This is a genomic window from Pseudoalteromonas sp. S3178 (assembly GCF_005886985.1).
GTDB classification, from domain to species: Bacteria; Pseudomonadota; Gammaproteobacteria; order Enterobacterales; family Alteromonadaceae; genus Pseudoalteromonas; species Pseudoalteromonas carrageenovora.
Window position 1 is genome coordinate 1 of record NZ_PNCW01000093.1, and the last position, 17869, is coordinate 17869.

Here is a 17869-nt window from a genome sequence, read left to right on the forward strand (position 1 = left end):
AAAATGAAATGCGACCGCACTTAAGTTTGGATATGAAAACACCAAATCAAGTGCATAAAAAAGACCTGGCGCTTTCGCACCAAGTCTTTCATTAAAACCGTCAACCTATTTCAGGACGGGACAAACAGCATTTACTTTTTAGTTTTTGCGTTAGCAAATGCATCTGCAAACGCATTACCCATCATCGCATTACCATTATCGCGCTTTGGCTTAGTTGCACGAGGTTGCTGTGAGTTGTTGTTACGCTGTTTTTGAGGAGCAGCCTCTGGTTTATTACTTGTGTCTATCTCATCATCTAAGCGCATAGTAAAGCTAATACGTTTACGCGCTGCATCTACTTCAACCACTTTTACTTTTACAATGTCGCCAGCTTTTACTACTTCGCGTGGGTCTGATATAAACTTATTAGTGATTGCTGAAATATGCACTAAGCCATCTTGATGAACGCCTACATCGACAAACGCACCAAAGTTAGCAACGTTAGATACAACGCCTTCTAAAATCATACCAGGTTTAAGGTCGCTAATTTTTTCAACGCCCGCTTTAAATTCAGCAGTTTTAAACTCAGGACGCGGATCGCGACCAGGTTTATCAAGCTCACTAATAATATCGGTAACGGTTGGTAAGCCAAATTTCTCGTCAATATAATCGTTAGCAGCAAGTTTAGTTAAAAAGTCACTGTTACCAATTAAGCTGCTTACATCAAGGCTATTACGCTCACAAATACGCTTAACAATCGGGTAAGCTTCAGGGTGAACAGATGAATTATCTAGTGGATCACTACCATTGTTGATACGTAAAAAACCGGCTGCTTGTTCAAAGGCTTTTGGCCCTAAACGTTCAACCTTTTTAAGCTCACTGCGCTTAGTAAATACGCCGTTAGTATCGCGGTAATTAACAATGTTTTGCGCTAGTGTTTTGTTTAAGCCAGACACACGAGTAAGTAATGGCACTGAGGCCATATTTAAATCTACACCTACTGAGTTTACACAGTCCTCAACTACAGCTGTTAGCGTTTGCCCCAATTGACTTTGTGACACATCGTGTTGATATTGGCCTACCCCAATTGATTTTGGCTCAATTTTAACAAGTTCAGCAAGAGGGTCTTGTAAGCGACGAGCAATAGATACAGCACCACGTATAGAAACATCTAAATCTGGAAACTCGTTAGCAGCAAATTCAGAGGCTGAGTAAACCGATGCACCCGCTTCGCTCACCATAATTTTATTAATTTTAAGCTCGGTATTGGCTTTAATTAGTTCGGCAACTAATTTATCTGATTCGCGAGAAGCCGTGCCATTGCCAATAGCAATAAGCTCTACTTTATGTTGGCGACAAAGCTGCTCTAATGTGCGAAGTGATTTATCCCAATGATTTTGTGGCGCATGAGGGAAAATAGTTTGTGTGGCAAGCAATTTACCTGTGCTATCTACAACGGCAATTTTACAGCCAGTTCGTAAGCCAGGATCGAGCCCTAAAGTAGTTCGCGGGCCTGCTGGAGCCGCCATCAATAAGTCTTTTAAGTTTTTAGCAAATACATCAATAGCGCCAGTTTCTGCTTTTTCGCGCATTGCTGCTAAAAACTCATTCTCAAGATGTAAGCCGAGTTTAATTTTCCATGCCCATTGCACAACATTTAAAAGCCACTTGCTTGCAGCTTTATATTTAATGTCTAAGCGGTAATGCTCGGCAATCATTTGTGCGCATAGTTGCGCTGAATTTTCTGAGTTTGGCTCTGGATTTACATTTAACTGTAAAATGCCTTCGTTACGAGCGCGTAACATCGCAAGTGCACGGTGCGATGGAACTTTTTTAAGGGCTTCTTGATGCTCAAAGTAATCTCGGTACTTAGCGCCAGCTTGTTCTTGCCCTTTAATAAGAGCGCTTTCTATAGCGCCGTTTTGGCTTATATAGCTTCTAAACTTAGCAAGTAATTTTGCGTCTTCAGCAAAGCGCTCCATTAAAATAAATTTAGCGCCATCAAGTGCCGCTTTAGTATCTGCAATGCCTTTCTCGGCATTTACAAATTGTTCAGCCTGTTGCTCTGGGTTTAAATTTGCATCGTTAAATAGTGCATCAGCAAGAGGCTCTAAGCCTGCTTCAATTGCTATTTGGCCTTTAGTGCGGCGCTTAGCTTTATAAGGTAAGTATAAATCTTCAAGCTCTGTTTTACTTTGTGCGCTGGCAATATCGGCACTTAGCTCGGCGGTGAGTTTGTTTTGAGATTCTATCGTCGATAAAATAAAACCACGGCGCTCTTCAAGTTCTCGTAAGTACGACAAGCGTTGCTCTAAAAGACGCAGTTGAGTGTCATCTAATCCACCAGTGATTTCTTTACGGTAACGTGCAATAAAAGGAACCGTTGCGCCTTCATCAAGTAACTTTGTTGCTGCAACAACCTGTTGCTGCTGTGCATTTAGCTCTGTAGCTAAACGTGCAGAGATATCGCTCATGCAAAAACCTTTTTATACAATAAAATAAGACCAGAAGCGTGTTACTGGCGTCGTTAATTGCTTGAATAATATCACAGGAGGTAGTAATAAAAAGCTCTTAAAGCAAGCTATTTTACTTGCTTTAAGATGGTTGGGTTGGGAGTAAATTACTGCGGTTAAAAGAGCGCCCTAGTGAGGGTGCTCAATGTTTTCTAATACTTCACTGAAAGAGTGAGCAATTGGCGTAATATGTACGGGTATATGTAATGTTTTAGCTATTTGGCGAGCTGAAATTAAACCACAAATTTCGTTGCTTGCTGTTGTTACTAATAAAAACATTGTACCTTGATGTTCCATTGTTTGAAGTGCATCACCAATACATGCATAGCTTAGGCTCTGCATGCTCACACCTGTAAGTTGGGTAATAGGTGTCATAATGTCGCGTAAACTAACTTCACTTCTTGGCGTGTTTAAACGCTGAGCAATAATAGTTATTTTAGAGCTTTGTAAATCAGCACTAGAAACCAGCCCAATTAATTTTTGATTTTCATCTGTTACTAAAACAAAGTCTGATTGTTGTGCGCTTACTTGTTTAAGTGCTTCAGTTATTGTTGTTCCGTACTGAGCACGAATTGGCGTTTTATGGGTAAAGTTATTTACCATTTTTAACGCAGGTGATGATAAGTCAATTAATGGTTGGTCGTCTGCAAATGTGCTTGCAATAACACCGTGAGATACATTTAGGGTACGTAATTCTTTAAAGTTAGACATAATAGTCACCTTAGTAGTTATAAAATTTAATTAAGTTGTAAAATAATGAATTAAATTAAATAGCTAGGTGGTCCGCGTTGGTACGCAGTGCTAAAAGGTCTGTTTAAATTAGTGCTCTTATAAAAAGAGTTTACGACATTAGGAAGTGGTTGAAGCGCCCTAAAGGTAAATGCATTAACGTGGGAGTCTACGTCAAGATCGAGGTTAGCTTGGTCAGGAATGTCACAAGCAATAAAGTGGTTAGCTAGCTTAGCGCTATCAATGTTTACTTGTGTAGTATTGGCATGCAGAGACAAACTTACACTCATAAAAAGTGTAAATAATACGGCATTACTTAATATGCGCTGTACTACGTTTGACATGGCCACTACCTTAAAAAATTCAGATTAACCAAATAACCTGATTAACTCTCTTATAACCTACTCAAATAGAATACACAATAAAAAGTTAATATGATCTGAATCAAAGTTTTTATTGATAACTACTGTTATTGGGCTTTATTTTTGATATTCAATACTATTTACGTACCACTCCCTTTTACCTTGAGGTGTAACTACTTCAAAATCGTCATCTACTTGCTTTTTAATAAGTGCGCGAGCCATCGGTGAATCGATTGATATGTAATCTTTGCGATCGTAAATTTCATCAGGGCCTACAATTCTGAACTTTTTAATTTCACCTTGTTCGTTTTCTATTTCTACCCAAGCACCAAAAAATACTTTTCCATCTTGAACGGGAGAGTAGTCGATGATTTTTAAATCAGGAATACGTTTTCGCAAGTACCGTACCCGGCGGTCAATTTGGCGAAGTAAACGCTTATTATATTGATAGTCTGCATTTTCAGAGCGATCACCTAAGCTTGCTGCCCAACTTACAATTTTGGTTACTTCAGGGCGCTTTACGTTCCATAAATGGTCGTGCTCTTGCTGCAGCTGCAAATACCCTTCACGGGTCACTAAGTTTGTTTTCATGATGAATTCTTTATTAACTCTAATGGTGTGCACGTTATTAAAATTGCCAAAATTTGTCGAGCGTAAACTTTAATAATATAGCTTTGAAATGTTCAGTAACAATCTAAGCAAGTAATTAGTTTTTGATTATTAAGTTTTTCATTTATATTAACTATTAACTGGATATAAAAATAAGAAACACAATGGGACATGAAACTACAAAAGTATTGGTTGTCGATGATGACATGCGCTTGCGCAGCCTGCTAGAGCGTTATTTAGTAGAGCAAGGCTTTATTGTTAGGACGGCTGCAAATTCAGAGCAAATGGATAGGCTCATTGAACGTGAAAACTTTCACTTAATGGTTCTCGATTTAATGCTCCCAGGCGAAGACGGCTTATCTATTTGCCGCCGCTTACGTCAAAAAGAAAACGAAATTCCTATTGTTATGCTTACTGCAAAGGGTGATGAGGTAGACCGCATTATTGGTCTTGAGCTTGGTGCCGATGACTACATTCCAAAACCATTTAACCCACGCGAATTATTAGCGCGTATCAAAGCTATTTTACGCCGTCGAGCAAAAGAGGTTCCCGGTGCGCCTGCTGCTGAAGAAAACTTAATAGCTTTCGGTAAATTTACACTTAATTTAGCAACACGCGAAATGAGCGAAGGCGATAAAACTATATCATTAACCAGCGGCGAGTTTGCAGTGTTAAAAGCTTTGGTCTCGCACCCAAGAGAGCCACTTAGCCGCGACAAACTAATGAACCTTGCTCGCGGGCGAGATTACAGTGCGCTTGAGCGCAGCATTGATGTACAAGTATCACGACTTCGCCGCATGATTGAAGTAGATGCGGCTAATCCGCGCTATATTCAAACCGTTTGGGGTTTAGGTTACGTGTTTGTTCCTGACGGTGAAAAGTAATTTATATGGGATTTTTTCCGCGTAGTGCATTTGGACAAACCGTTTTTTTAGTGGCCGCTTTGCTGCTAATAAACCAAATTGTGTCGTATGTTACGGTAAGCTTTTATGTTGTAAAACCCACCATAGAGCAAGTTAATTTAATGCTCGCAAAGCAAATTAAAACTGTATTTATTGACTGGGAAGATGGGGTCGAAATTAACGACGAAGTGTCGGCTAAGTTTTTTGAAATTACCGGAATTGAGGTAATGACTCAACGCGAAGCAATGCGTCAAGGGCTTGGTCAAACTCGCGAATACTCTATGCTTTCCCGTAGTATGTCTGAGCAATTAAATGGCTCTGCACGAGTGCGTATTAGCCAAACCGACCCATTAATATATTGGGTAGAAGCTCCACAAGCACCAGGTTATTGGGTAAAAGTGCCGCTATCAGGCTATCAAGAAAACAACCTCGAGTTTTTGACTTTTTACTTATCAAGTATTGGCTTTTTAAGTGTTTTAGGTGGCTGGTTATTTGCTAGGCACTTAAACCGTCCGTTAAAAGCATTGCAACAAGCGGCGGTAAAGGTAGGCAAAGGCGACTTTAGCTCTAAGCTTGATGAAGAAGGCTCAACCGAAGTAATTGAAGTTACTCGTGCATTTAATCAAATGTCGCGCGGTATCGCCGCTCTTGAAAACGACCGCCGCTTATTAATGGCCGGCGTATCTCACGATTTACGCACGCCACTTACCCGTATTCGCCTTGCAACTGAGATGATGGTTGATGAAGATGATTACCTTCGTGAAGGTATTATTTACGACATAGAAGACATGAACGGTATTATCGATCAGTTTATTGAGTACTTACGCCACCACAAACGTGAAGAACTCGCCTGCGAGGATATAAATGCCTTAGTTGCTGAGGTTGTCCATTCAGAGCTACAACACCAGCGCACAATCATATTTAAGAGTAACCCAAGCATAGGCAAAATTCCATTGAGCTCTGTGGCTATTAAGCGCGTAATTACAAATATGATAGGTAATGCATTGCGTTACTCTGAGGATGATATTGAAGTACTGAGTTACTTTAATTCAAATAAAAAATATGTAGTTATCGCGGTTAACGATAAGGGACCTGGTATTCCTGAAAGTGAGCTTGAATCTGTATTTGAACCTTTTAAACAAGGGGATGCAGCGCGCGGCAGCGAAGGCAGTGGGTTAGGCCTTGCCATTATTAAACGCATTATTGATATGCATGACGGCAAAGTGAAATTAGAAAACCGCCCAGAAGGTGGCTTAAGTGCACAAATTTATTTACCGATTAAGGCGCTTAACTCTGCACAGTAAACTGTGCAGAGTTACTTACTCAATGACTTAAAGTGCTTTAAAGCGAATGGCTGTGCCACCGCTGGTAGCTAGTTTAAGCGTTAGTTTATCGTTTGTGGTGACTACGCGCTTTTCGATATTTAAATCATGTGGATTATTTTTCCACTCTGCGTTTTTACCGTCTTGATAAATTTGCGCTTCAAACTTTTTACCTTGCTCTAAAAAGTCGAGCTTTACTTCAATAGTACGGGCTTTTTCGTCAGTTACGGCGCCTAAGTACCAATCATTACCTGTGTATTTGTCGCGTTTTCGCTCTTTACGAGCAAATACAATAAAGTCGCCCACTTCGCCATCAAGGGCAATACTTTGCTGCCAATCTGTAGGTACGTCTTGTATAAATTGAAATGCGTCAGGCTTAGCTAAATAATTTTTAGGTAAGTCGGCGGCCATTTGAATTGGGCTATATAACACAACATAAAGCGCAAGCTGTTTTGCAAGCGTAGTTTGTGGGCGGTTTGTATCATCCCCTAAACCATTAAAGCTCATATCAAAAATACCCGGTGTAAAGTCCATAGGGCCAGAAAGCATACGTGTAAAAGCAAGCATTGGTACATGCTCTGGTGGGTTAGGTGGTGAGCCCCATGCATTATACTCTTGCCCACGTGCACCTTCACGCGCGATCCAGTTTGGGTAGGTACGGCGCAGGCCAGTATCTTTAATGGGCTCGTGGGTATTAATACTAATTTTATGTTTAGCGGCTAGTTTTACATTGTATAGGTATTCGTTAACCATAAATTGACCGTCATGCCACTCATGGCGTGCAATGCCGTTTTTGTCTATACGTTTTATATTACCGCCATCAGCCACATAACCCGTTTTAACTTGGCTTACGTTTGATTTTTCGTAAAGAGCAAAAGCATCTTCCATTTGGTCACGATAATTACTTACATTACCTGATGTTTCGTGATGACCAATGAGTTGTACGCCTTTTTGTTTGCCGTATTGAGTGAGGGCTTTTATGTCAAAGTCATCGTAAGGCTTTGTAAAATTAAATACATCACCGTTAAAATACCAATCGCCGTCCCAGCCTTCATTCCAACCTTCTACTAGCACACCGTCAAATCCGTACTCAGCCGCAAAGTCCATGTAGTACTTAGTGGTTTGTGTTGTAGCACCGTGTTTTTTACCGCTGCCCCAGGTTTGTGTATTTATGTGCATGCCCCACCAAATACCTACGTATTTTCCTAGTTTTACCCACGACACATCACCGAGTTTATTAGGCTCATTTAAATTTAATATAATGTCTGAATTAACTAAACCCACGGCGCTATCGGCAATTTGAATAGTGCGCCAAGGAGTATTAAACGCACCTTGTTTTTTAACCGCAATACCGTCTGACCACGGTGTTAAATCAGCCGTAAACGTACCTGGGCGGCGCTGATTTAGTACCATACCTGCGTAATCAACAAGGGCAGCTTCATGAATGCTTACGTGAGTGCCATCATTTGTTTTAAACGTAAATGGTGTGTGGGCTAACGCCGCTTCGTTAAGCGCGGTGGTGTTGTAAACGTACTCATAACGATTCCAACCACGAGCGGGGATCCACCAAGCTTTAGCATTTTGACTATCATTTATTGCAAACTCAGTTAGCTCTTTAGTTATATATGTTTGCTCAAAGCCTGCTTGTTTAGGTACTTCGTATCTAAAGCCTACACCACTATTAAATGCGCGAAAACGAATAGTATAAGTGCCTGAGTTAGGTTCTTTTTTTGTAAAGGTAACAGCTACTTCGTTATGTTTATCTGTGACTGTTTGGCGCTCTCCCCATGGCTGTTGCCACTGTGAGTCTACGCTTTGCTGCTTGATATCTTTAATTTTAAAGCCATCACTAAACGCAGCTTGAGTCTTAAATTCAAATCCAAGCAGCGATTTATTTATAACAGGATTATTTTTAAATTTTATTGAGTAGCTTGGTGTGGTGTTTTCATCAGAAATAGTGACCGTTATTTGTGTGTCTGGCGATTTTAGCTCTACCGTTTGTGCGTAGCTGTTGCTAGCAAAGGTTAAAAGCACAAGTGCTGGTATTCTCATTGTGTGTCCTTAGATGAGTCGGTGGTGACATTTAAGGATAATGACTGTTGGCAATTAATACGACTGATTACATACGTATTCAATGTTTTAAAAAATAGAAAGAATTTAACGACTTATTCGGTCTATAATGTAAATAAATTGATAATAGCGACGACTAATATGATTAAGAGCTTAGTTTATATATTTTTACTATGCGCTAGCACTCAGAGTTTTTCTGCCAATATAACTATAAAAAATGCCAGTGATGAGCCTTTAGCTAATGCAGTTGTATGGCTAAGTGCTAGTGGCGCAGCTGAGATTACCGCGCCTGAAGCTCCTTATGCAATGAGCCAACAGAATAGAGAGTTTATTCCGCGAATATTAGTTGTTCCGCAAAATGCAAAAGTAGAGTTTCCAAATGCTGATTCTATCATGCACCACGTTTATTCATTTTCTAAAGCAAAAACATTCGAATTAAAGTTATATAAAGAGCAGCCAAAAGCGCCGATTGTTTTTGAACAAATAGGGGTGGTTGAGCTTGGCTGTAATATTCACGATTGGATGTTAGGTTATATTGTGGTTGTAGATAGCACTGTTTTTGCAATTACAGATGAAAATGGTAAGGCTAATTTAAAAACCGGTGCGGGCGAATATACGCTAAGTGTTTGGCATTCAGGATTTAGTGATATAAGTAATGTTGAAACTAAAAACGTGATTGTAGGTACGCAACCACTTGAATATAAAGTTAAACAGGAAGTAGCCGCGCAAATTGATTTTGCAACGGATGAATTTGATGATTATTAATCGCACTTTAACGTTTGTATTTTTAGTTAGTATTTTATTTTTTAGTGCTGCGCTACATGCGCAGGTTAAAGGTTTGATACAAGTTAGAGCTGTACAAGGTGATGATAATACAAGCTTTCAAGATGGTGGAATTGGCCTCTATCGCCATGATACAAAAAGTGATGAGCTTATTTTATCGCAGGGTATTTTAGATTTTAATGTTGATTTAGCATCTAGTTGGTCGGCTCATGGGGTATTAAATTTAAATCAAGATCCTGATGTTGGCTTAGGCTTAACACAAACTTATATTAAGTATCAGCCTCTTACTGATAGTAAGTACAAATGGCATGTGCGCGGTGGTGGTTTTTATCCGCTCATGTCGCTCGAAAACCCCGATATTGGCTGGACTTCTCCTTATAACTACACAAACTCAGCCATTAATAGCTGGATAGGCGAAGAGTTACGTACCGTTGGTATCGAAGCAACTCTTAAACGCCCAGCTAAACGCTTTAATTCTAAGCATAGTTTTAGCTTTGTAGGCGCTACGTTTAAAGGCAATGATCCTACCGGTACTTTACTCGCTTGGCGTGGCTTTGCATTGCACGATAGACAAACCACATTTAATGAAGGGGTTAACATTGGCCCTATAGCCTCATTAAATGAGTTTGATTTACGCTGGCAATCGGGCCGTGTTTTGCCCTTTGAAGAAGTAGATGGGCGATTTGGCTATTATGCAGGTGTACATTGGGATTACTTAAAAAAATCGCAATTTCGTGTTTATTACTACGATAATAACGGCGATCCTAGCACTGTAAATTATAGCTCTGGGCAGTATGCATGGGACACTCGCTTTACGAGCGCTGCCTGGCTTTATAAATTTAATAGTAAAACCCGCTTTATAGCACAGGTGCTCAATGGCAAAACCGAAATGGGCGCTAATGCTCTAATTGATAATGCGTTTTACAGCCATTACTTAATGCTAAGCCATAAAGAAGGTAAGCATCGAGTTTCAGTACGCTATGATTACTTTAAAGTGACAGATAACGACACCACTGCGTTTGATCCTAATGCGAGCCATGGGGAGGGGGTAACCGCAACGTGGCGCTACCAGCTCAGTGATAGTTGGCAATTAGGTGTTGAAGGCTCTGCGCTTAAAAGTTTTATAAAAAATAGAGCCGCTAGCGGCTTTGCACAGCGCATATCGCAGCAGCAAATTATGCTAAATGCTCAATGGCGTTTTTAAAGTACAAAAAAGGGAGCTTTTAAAGCTCCCTTTTAGTTTCAAAAAAAGTGTAAATTATTTTTTATCAAAAGCGCGTTTCATGTAGTTAGGTGTAGCAAGTGCACCATGGTGAATACCGCTATTGTAGTATTCACTTTGCTCGGCTATTTGTGCTGCGCCGTCTTCTCTAAAGCCGTTAAATGTCTCTGATTTACGAGCAAGTGTTACTGACCATAAACCGCTTGGGTAAATTGGTTGTGGGAATGGCAGTGTTTGTAAATCATTAAATCCTACACTTAACATAGCTTCACGCATTTCAACTAACAATGGCATGTGCATAAGTGGCGATTCACTTTGCTGTACTAAAATACCGCCTGGACGAAGTGCATTTAGACAGCTTGTGTAAAACGCATGGTTAAATAACCCCTCACCAGGGCCTACTGGATCTGTACCATCAACAATAACAACATCGATAGATTCACCCGCAGCTTCGCGCATGTATTTAATGCCATCATCAAACATAACGGTTGCACGAGGGTCGTTGTTTGATTCGCAAAGCTCTGGGAAGTATCTTAACGACATTTGCGTGACTACTTCGTCTATATCTATTTGCGTTACGGTTTCTACACCTGGGTGTTTTAATACTTCGCGTAGTGTACCGCAGTCGCCGCCGCCAATAATGACCACGTTTTTAGGATTTGGGTGCGCTAAAAGTGCAGGGTGGCTGATCATCTCATGGTAAAAAAAGTTTTCGCGGGTAGTAACCATTGTACAGCCGTCGATGATCATTAAATTACCAAAGTCTGTGGTTTCGAACATTTCTACTTTTTGAAAAGGAGACTGTTTTTCGTCTAGCTTTTTGTTAATACGTAATGAAAATGCGCTGCCATCGCGGTCGCTAATTTCAGTAAACCACTTACTTTGATCTAAATTTGCCATAGTTGCTTTTACACTTTTTTGGTTGAGTATGAAAAAGGGGCAATTCTGCCAGTGCTTGTCGTTTTGCTCAATGAAATTTTAACCTATTTAACGAATAAAGTTAGCTAGGGGTGAGTGAAAGTTCAATTTTTGTTAGCCTAGCCAGTACTGACGTATTAAAATGCGCCTTTATAGCTAAATTGACTAAAGAAGAGTTGCCATGACCTGGGGTTTAGAAACAGCACGCGCTACTTATAACGTTGCTCATTGGAGTGATGGTTATTTTGATATAAACGCACAAGGCGAGTTGGTAGCCTACCCCGATGGTGACCAAACTAAAAGCGCGATTTCTTTAACGCAATTAACAGAGCAGTTTAAGCAACAAGGTTTGACGCTGCCGGTTTTAGTGCGCTTTACTGATATTTTAAAAAACCGTGTAGATACGCTGACAAATGCGTTTACTCAAGCACGTAGCAGCCGTGAATATAACGGGAAATACACCTGTGTATATCCTATTAAAGTAAACCAGCAGCGCTCTGTGGTAAGTAAATTACTTGCCCATCCTAGTGGTTTAGTCGGCCTTGAAGCTGGCTCAAAACCAGAACTTATGGCTATTTTAGGCGTTGCAAAAGAGCCAATTACTATTGTGTGTAATGGCTATAAAGACAGTGAGTTTTTACGCTTAGCGTGTATTGGTCAAGCCATGGGGCACAGCGTTAAAATAGTAGTAGAAAAACTATCAGAACTGACCACCTTACTTGAAGAAATAGATAACTTAGGCATTGAGCCCGCTATTGGTATTCGTATTCGCTTAAACTCAGTGGGTAAAGGTAAGTGGCAAAATACCGGTGGTGAAAAAGGTAAGTTTGGCTTAACTGCAGGGCAAGTGCTTAGTGCTGTTGAAGTACTTAAGCAGCATAATAAATTGCACTTAATGCAAATGGTGCATTTTCATATTGGCTCTCAAATTGCCAACATTCGAGACATACACCGGGCCCTACGCGAATGTGCGCGCCACTTTGCGGAACTTACTCAGTTAGGTGTACCACTTAATACGGTTGATGTCGGTGGTGGTTTAGGCGTTGATTACGAAGGCTCGGGCTCTCGCAGTGCGTGTTCAATGAACTACACAGTAGAAGAGTACGCACGTAACGTAGTAAATGCCTTTGCAGAAGTGTGCGACCAACATAACCTTACCCACCCAGCTATTATTACTGAATCGGGCCGGGCTTTAACGGCTCACCACGCTGTGTTAATTACTGATGTAATTGATGTAGAAAAAGCACCTAATCATTTAAACCCAGAGCCACCTATTGAAAATAGTGCCCTAGTACTTGATGAAATGTGGCAGTGTTTACAACGATTAAACCCGCGTATGGCGCTGGAAATTTATCACGATGCGATGCACCTATTTAGCGAAGCACACGATCAATACGTGCATGGTTTAGTCAGCATGTTAGAGTGGGCAAAAATAGAGCAGTTATACTTTACTATTTTACATCGCGTACGAGCATCGCTTAGTAATAACGCCCGTGCACACCGCGAAGTACTTGACGATTTAAACGAAAAATTAGCTGATAAACTGTTTGTTAACTTTTCACTGTTTCAATCGTTACCTGATGTGTGGGGCATTCAGCAGTTATTTCCGGTTATGCCAATAGAAAACCTAAATCAGGCTTTAACTCAGCGCGCAATTATTCAAGATATAACCTGTGATTCTGACGGCCAAATTCGCGAATACGTAGAAGGCGCAGGTATAGAAACCAGCCTACCTATTCCGGAGTACAAACCCGGTGAGCAATACCATATTGCTATGTTTATGGTAGGTGCGTACCAAGAAATTTTAGGTGATTTACATAACTTATTTGGTGACACCGACTCAGTACATGTTGAGCTAAATGACGAAGGCTATGTATTAACCAATGCCATTAAAGGTGATAGCGTTAAGGATGTATTAAAGTTTGTTGACTATGATAGCGCCATTTTGGCGGATAACTTTGCTTATCAGGTTAATAAGTTAACTGTATCCGAGCAATGCAAAGAGGGATATTTAGCAGAGCTTAATGCAGGCCTTGCAGGCTATACCTATTTTGAAGATTAATTTATACGTAAATATAAGCGCAGTATTAGTTGCTGCGCACTGTTTAAAGGAATGGAAGTAATGTCAGTTATTCGCAGTGTATTTAGTATTATTTTTTACACAATAAACACGCTTATTTGGTTTGTGCCCATTTTTGTTTGTGGGTTATTAAAGTTAATTCCTATCAAACCCTTACAAAAACTTTTAAGTTGGGTTGCTAAGCAATGTGCCACTATTTGGGTGTCGTTTAATAGCTTAAATCAGAGTCTTTTTACACCCACTAAAATTAATGTAACTGGCCTTGAAGAAACCAAACTTAAAGATTGGTATTTAGTCATTGCCAATCACCAAAGCTGGGTAGATATTTTAGTACTACAGCGAGTGTTTAATCGCAAAATTCCATTTTTAAACTTCTTTTTGAAAAAAGAGCTTATTTACGTGCCAATTTTAGGTTTGTGTTGGTGGGCGCTCGATTTTCCATTTATGACTCGCACCAGCAAAAGCCAGTTAAAAAAGAACCCTAAATTACGTGGCAAAGACCTAGAAACAACCCGTAAAGCCTGCGAAAAATTTAAAGAAATGCCAGTAAGCGTTGTTAACTTTGTAGAAGGCACTCGTTTTACAGAGCAAAAACATGCGCGTCAAAGTAGCCCTTTCCCACATTTGTTAAAACCAAAGGCGGGCGGTATTGCATTTGTAATGCAGGCGATGGGTGAGCAAATTTCTAAAGTAGTTAACGTAACCATACATTACCCAGATGGCATACCTACGTTTATGGATTTTGCAGGTGGTAAAGTGAAGCAAATTAACGTACACGTAGATATACGCCCAGTAAGCGAAGAACTAATCGGTGATTACACTGGCGACTCTGAATTTAGAGTGGACTTTCAAAGTGAACTAAACCGTTTATGGGAAGAAAAAGAGCTGACGCTACAACAGCTTGAGCAAAACCATAAACAATAAGGCGAATATAATGAGCTTACAGTTATGCTAAAAAAGTGGTTACCTAATTGGCTTAATGGCTTAATTGTAGGCTGCGTATTATTCTCTAATGTGATCATTTTTGGCACCTTAGTTTTATTACTGGGAGTGGTTAAACTACTACTGCCCTTGGGGATAATAAATACTATTTTACATCAGGCCTATCGTGGCTGGTGTAATGGTAATAGATTTGGTTTGTGGCTGGGCTGCCCTAACATTGAAGTAAATATAAATGGCGATTTAAACGCGCAAAGTTGGTATTTACTTATTTGCAATCATATGAGCTGGCTAGATATAGCCGTGCTTAGCTCATTACATAAATTGCCAGCTCCAAAGTTTTTTTTAAAAGATGAATTAAAGTATGTGCCTTTTATTGGTACTGGCGCGTGGGCTATGGGCATGCCATTTATGAAACGCGTGAGTAAAGCGCAGCTCGCTAAAAACCCAAAGCTTAAAGGTTTAGATGTTGAGCGTACAAAACACAGTTGCCGTAACTTTAAGCGTAATCCCACTACAATAATTAATTTTGTAGAAGGCACCCGCTATACTCCCGCAAAGCACGCAAGTCAGCAAAGCCCTTTTAAACATTTACTTAAGCCTAAAGCAGGGGGGATAGCCTTTGCGCTTGAGGTACTTGGCGAGCAATTTGACGCCATGTTGAATTCGAGCGTAGTTTACAGCGGTAAAACTAGCCATGTGTGCCGCAATATTTTAAAAGGTGAGCTTAACTCAATTTATGTCTCTATTGATGTGATACCTATCAGCGAGCAAATGCTAGGCAGCTATCAACACGACAGAGTATTTAGAAGCGATTTTCAAAAATACGTTAATGAGCTTTGGGTTGCTAAAGATAGGCAGCTCACTGGCATTTATGCTCAACAAGATTTACTTGAACCACAAATCAGTAAGGAAATTGAAACACTATGACCCACACACACCTTCAGGATTTAATTGCACCTTGGTTTGAAAAAGTACCCGATGCAAATTTTCTTAGTTCAATTACAGCGGCTTCAATTGGGGTTTTATCACTATTAATTGTCTACTTGTTTACACGCCGATTAATGCTTCCTGGTATTCAAAAGATTGTTACTAAATTATCTCCTGAGCGTATTGGTTTACTCTCCCCGTTACTTAATAAACTCAATAAACGTATTGCAGGTATGCTATGTAGTGTACTTTTTTTAGCAACCTTTGATAGCGTATATCCGGTTAACGAACTAACCGCCGAGATTTTAAAAACGATTGGGCAAGGCATACTGATTATTCATGTAGGCTTTATTTTTAGCAGTATAGTGAGTATAGCTGGTGCTATTTATAATCAGCTAGATTTTGCACGCGAAGTGCCTATTCAGGGTTTACTACAAGTCGTAAAACTTATTACGTTTATTGTATGTGCAATATTAATTGTGAGCATCGTGCTTGAAAAGTCTCCTACTTATATTCTCTCTGGTTTTGGTGCGATAGCCGCTGTTACCTTATTAGTATTTAAAGACACCATTTTAGGCTTTGTGGCGAGTATTCAAATTGCGGCAAACCGCTTAGTTACTTACGGTGATTGGATCCAAGTAGAAAACTACGGCGCAGATGGTGAAGTAATCGATTTAGGCTTAAACACTGTTAAAGTGCGTAACTGGGATAACACCATAACCACTATACCTACTTATATGTTGGTCGCTGGGTCGTTTAAAAACTGGCGAGGAATGCAAGAATCAGGCGGCAGACGTATCAAGCGCTCACTAAACATAGACATGCATAGTATTTGTTTAGTAAGCGACGAGTTTAGAAAGCAAATAGATGCGGCTATTCCGTTACATGAGTATATACGTGTTGCCTCGTTGCCTGATCCGGTCTCTAACTTGGGGCTGTTTCGTCGTTACGCAGAGGGTTACTTAAAGCAGCACAATAAAATTAATACATCGCTTACGTTAATGGTACGAGAGCTTCAGCCATTAAACCATGGCTTACCTATTGAGTTTTATTGCTTTAGCGAAGATAAACGCTGGATTTCTTATGAGCACTTACAAGCCGAAATTATGGATCACTTGCTTGCGGTACTGCCGGTGTTTGGCCTTAGGGCATATCAGAGCGTAAGTGGGCAATTAAGCCAACCTAACGCTCAGCAAACAGATAAGCCTACGTTCAAAGTAGTGGCAAATAGTGCTGGGCAAGGCCCACAGCAATAAATGCAAACAACAGCCACCAAATAGGTGGCTTTTTAAGTCGTAGCCAAGCAAAGGCCACAATGACCAACCCTACTTGCCAAAAGTTATGCACCGCTGATGTCCAAATTGGCGAATACAATGCAGCCGCTAAAAAACCCACTACCGCAGCATTAAGTGCCGCTATTGAGCTTGCAAAACGTGGTTTATTAGCCAAATTTAACCAGCTTTTTTGAAATGCTAATATTAGTAAAAATCCCGGCGTAAAAATAAGTAATGTTGCGATTACTGCGCCAATTAAAGGCTGCTCTGTGGTTAGTTGAGCCCCTAAATAAGTGGCAATGGTAAACATTGGTCCAGGTACAGCTTGAGCGCTGGCGTAGGCACTTAAAAACTGCTCATCACTGAGTGCTGGTACACCTGCCTGCAGAACAGGAAGCACAACATGTCCGCCACCAAATACCATGGCACCCGCTTGGTAAAAAGGGGTAAACAAAGCAAATTCTCGCCCTACAGGGATAAAACTAATACACAGCAATAAAGCAAATAAGCCTAGTGGAAGCCAATTTACAGTGTTTTTGGTATCACTTTTTTGCGACGGGTTATTACCTAATTTTAATAAAGGCCAAACCGCGCCTATTGTTGCAGCAATTACTAAAATAGCGATTTGAGTGCCCATCATTGGCAATAGTATTAAGGCAAGCGTACTTAGTACTGCAAGTAACTTTAAAGTAATGCTTGTACAAAAGCTTTTAGCCATACTTAGCGTGGCATCGGCAACAATCACCACTGCAAATAGCTTTAAACCGGCAATAATTGCAAAGTAAACGGCATCAAACTGATGCGCACTTACAGCAAGTAGCACCATTATTAAAAATGAAGGCAGCGTAAAACCAATAAACGCAGCTATTCCGCCAAGTACGCCCGCTCGCTCTACACCAATAGCAAAGCTTACTTGGCTTGAACCTGGCCCAGGAAGAGCTTGGCTCAAGCAAATAAGCTGGGCATAACGAGTGTTAGTTAGCCAGTTTAATGTATCTACAAAATGGCGTTTAAAATAGCCTAAATGCGCGGCTGGGCCACCAAAACTCATACACCCGAGCAAAAAAAACTGCCTAAAAATAGCTAATAACATTGAGCTAGAGTCCTTTTTCAAAATTCATTAAATTGTCACAAACTAGTATGACATTTTTATTAAAAACACACTGCTGAGTTTACCGTTTATGCGTCGCTAAAGTTAATTTTACTTAAAAATTAACAGACACTTCATAGTTTGTTC

At 40.3% G+C, this 17869-nt stretch carries 15 protein-coding genes; 8 read left to right on the forward strand and 7 right to left on the reverse strand.

Features of this window, described 5'->3' with window-relative positions; genetic code table 11:
* Positions 1-131: 131 nt before the first annotated feature.
* The 4 genes from CWC11_RS19490 to greB form a co-directional block, all read right to left on the reverse strand.
* A complete protein-coding gene (locus CWC11_RS19490; RefSeq protein WP_138684013.1) occupies positions 132-2453 on the reverse strand; it encodes a Tex family protein in 2322 nt (773 codons plus the stop codon).
* Between the two features lie 168 nt (positions 2454-2621).
* Positions 2622-3203 carry a CBS domain-containing protein gene (locus tag CWC11_RS19495; protein WP_138684014.1) on the reverse strand — a complete coding sequence of 194 codons (582 nt, stop codon included), beginning with the start codon at positions 3201-3203 and terminating at the stop codon, positions 2622-2624.
* 50 nt (positions 3204-3253) lie between these two features.
* Positions 3254-3565, reverse strand: a complete 312-nt coding sequence (locus CWC11_RS19500; RefSeq protein ID WP_138684015.1) for a hypothetical protein — start codon at positions 3563-3565, stop codon at positions 3254-3256.
* Between the two features lie 135 nt (positions 3566-3700).
* On the reverse strand, positions 3701-4174 hold the full coding sequence (greB, locus tag CWC11_RS19505; protein WP_138684016.1) for a transcription elongation factor GreB: 474 nt from the start codon (positions 4172-4174) through the stop codon (positions 3701-3703).
* A 182-nt stretch (positions 4175-4356) separates the two neighbouring features.
* Between greB and ompR the strand changes: the two genes are divergently transcribed.
* A complete protein-coding gene (gene ompR, locus CWC11_RS19510) occupies positions 4357-5076 on the forward strand; it encodes an osmolarity response regulator transcription factor OmpR (RefSeq protein ID WP_058547924.1) in 720 nt (239 codons plus the stop codon).
* Positions 5077-5081: 5 nt separating this feature from the next.
* Positions 5082-6398: a two-component system sensor histidine kinase EnvZ gene (gene envZ / locus CWC11_RS19515; protein ID WP_138684017.1), complete on the forward strand. Its 1317-nt coding sequence runs from the start codon at positions 5082-5084 to the stop codon at positions 6396-6398.
* Positions 6399-6425: 27 nt separating this feature from the next.
* Here the strand turns inward: envZ and CWC11_RS19520 are convergent, their stop codons facing one another.
* Positions 6426-8468, reverse strand: a complete 2043-nt coding sequence (locus CWC11_RS19520; protein WP_138684018.1) for a glycoside hydrolase family 97 protein — start codon at positions 8466-8468, stop codon at positions 6426-6428.
* A 159-nt stretch (positions 8469-8627) separates the two neighbouring features.
* On the opposite strand from CWC11_RS19520, the gene CWC11_RS19525 reads away from it, so the two are divergent.
* Both CWC11_RS19525 and CWC11_RS19530 read left to right on the forward strand, forming a co-directional pair.
* On the forward strand, positions 8628-9251 hold the full coding sequence (locus CWC11_RS19525) for a methylamine utilization protein (RefSeq protein ID WP_138684019.1): 624 nt from the start codon (positions 8628-8630) through the stop codon (positions 9249-9251).
* Positions 9241-10473 carry a hypothetical protein gene (locus tag CWC11_RS19530; protein WP_138684020.1) on the forward strand — a complete coding sequence of 411 codons (1233 nt, stop codon included), beginning with the start codon at positions 9241-9243 and terminating at the stop codon, positions 10471-10473. Before CWC11_RS19525 ends, CWC11_RS19530 begins: the two co-directional genes overlap by 11 nt.
* 54 nt (positions 10474-10527) lie before the next feature.
* Here CWC11_RS19530 and speE read toward each other — a convergent pair whose 3' ends face one another.
* Positions 10528-11391, reverse strand: coding sequence for a polyamine aminopropyltransferase (speE, locus tag CWC11_RS19535; RefSeq protein ID WP_138684021.1), 864 nt, complete (start codon positions 11389-11391; stop codon positions 10528-10530).
* Between the two features lie 199 nt (positions 11392-11590).
* Between speE and speA the strand changes: the two genes are divergently transcribed.
* The 4 genes from speA to CWC11_RS19555 are packed head-to-tail and all read left to right on the forward strand — an operon-like array spanning position 11591 to position 16614.
* A complete protein-coding gene (speA, locus tag CWC11_RS19540) occupies positions 11591-13471 on the forward strand; it encodes a biosynthetic arginine decarboxylase (RefSeq protein ID WP_138684022.1) in 1881 nt (626 codons plus the stop codon).
* A gap of 60 nt (positions 13472-13531) precedes the next feature.
* Positions 13532-14413: a 1-acylglycerol-3-phosphate O-acyltransferase, YihG family gene (gene yihG, locus CWC11_RS19545; protein WP_138684023.1), complete on the forward strand. Its 882-nt coding sequence runs from the start codon at positions 13532-13534 to the stop codon at positions 14411-14413.
* A gap of 24 nt (positions 14414-14437) precedes the next feature.
* The gene (yihG, locus tag CWC11_RS19550) at positions 14438-15358 is read left to right on the forward strand and encodes a 1-acylglycerol-3-phosphate O-acyltransferase, YihG family (protein ID WP_138684024.1); all 921 of its coding nucleotides are present in this window, start codon (positions 14438-14440) and stop codon (positions 15356-15358) included.
* A complete protein-coding gene (locus CWC11_RS19555) occupies positions 15355-16614 on the forward strand; it encodes a mechanosensitive ion channel family protein (protein ID WP_138684025.1) in 1260 nt (419 codons plus the stop codon). Before yihG (CWC11_RS19550) ends, CWC11_RS19555 begins: the two co-directional genes overlap by 4 nt.
* Here CWC11_RS19555 and chrA read toward each other — a convergent pair.
* Positions 16571-17725 carry a chromate efflux transporter gene (gene chrA, locus CWC11_RS19560; protein WP_138684026.1) on the reverse strand — a complete coding sequence of 385 codons (1155 nt, stop codon included), beginning with the start codon at positions 17723-17725 and terminating at the stop codon, positions 16571-16573. The genes CWC11_RS19555 and chrA overlap by 44 nt on opposite strands.
* Positions 17726-17869 lie beyond the last annotated feature (144 nt).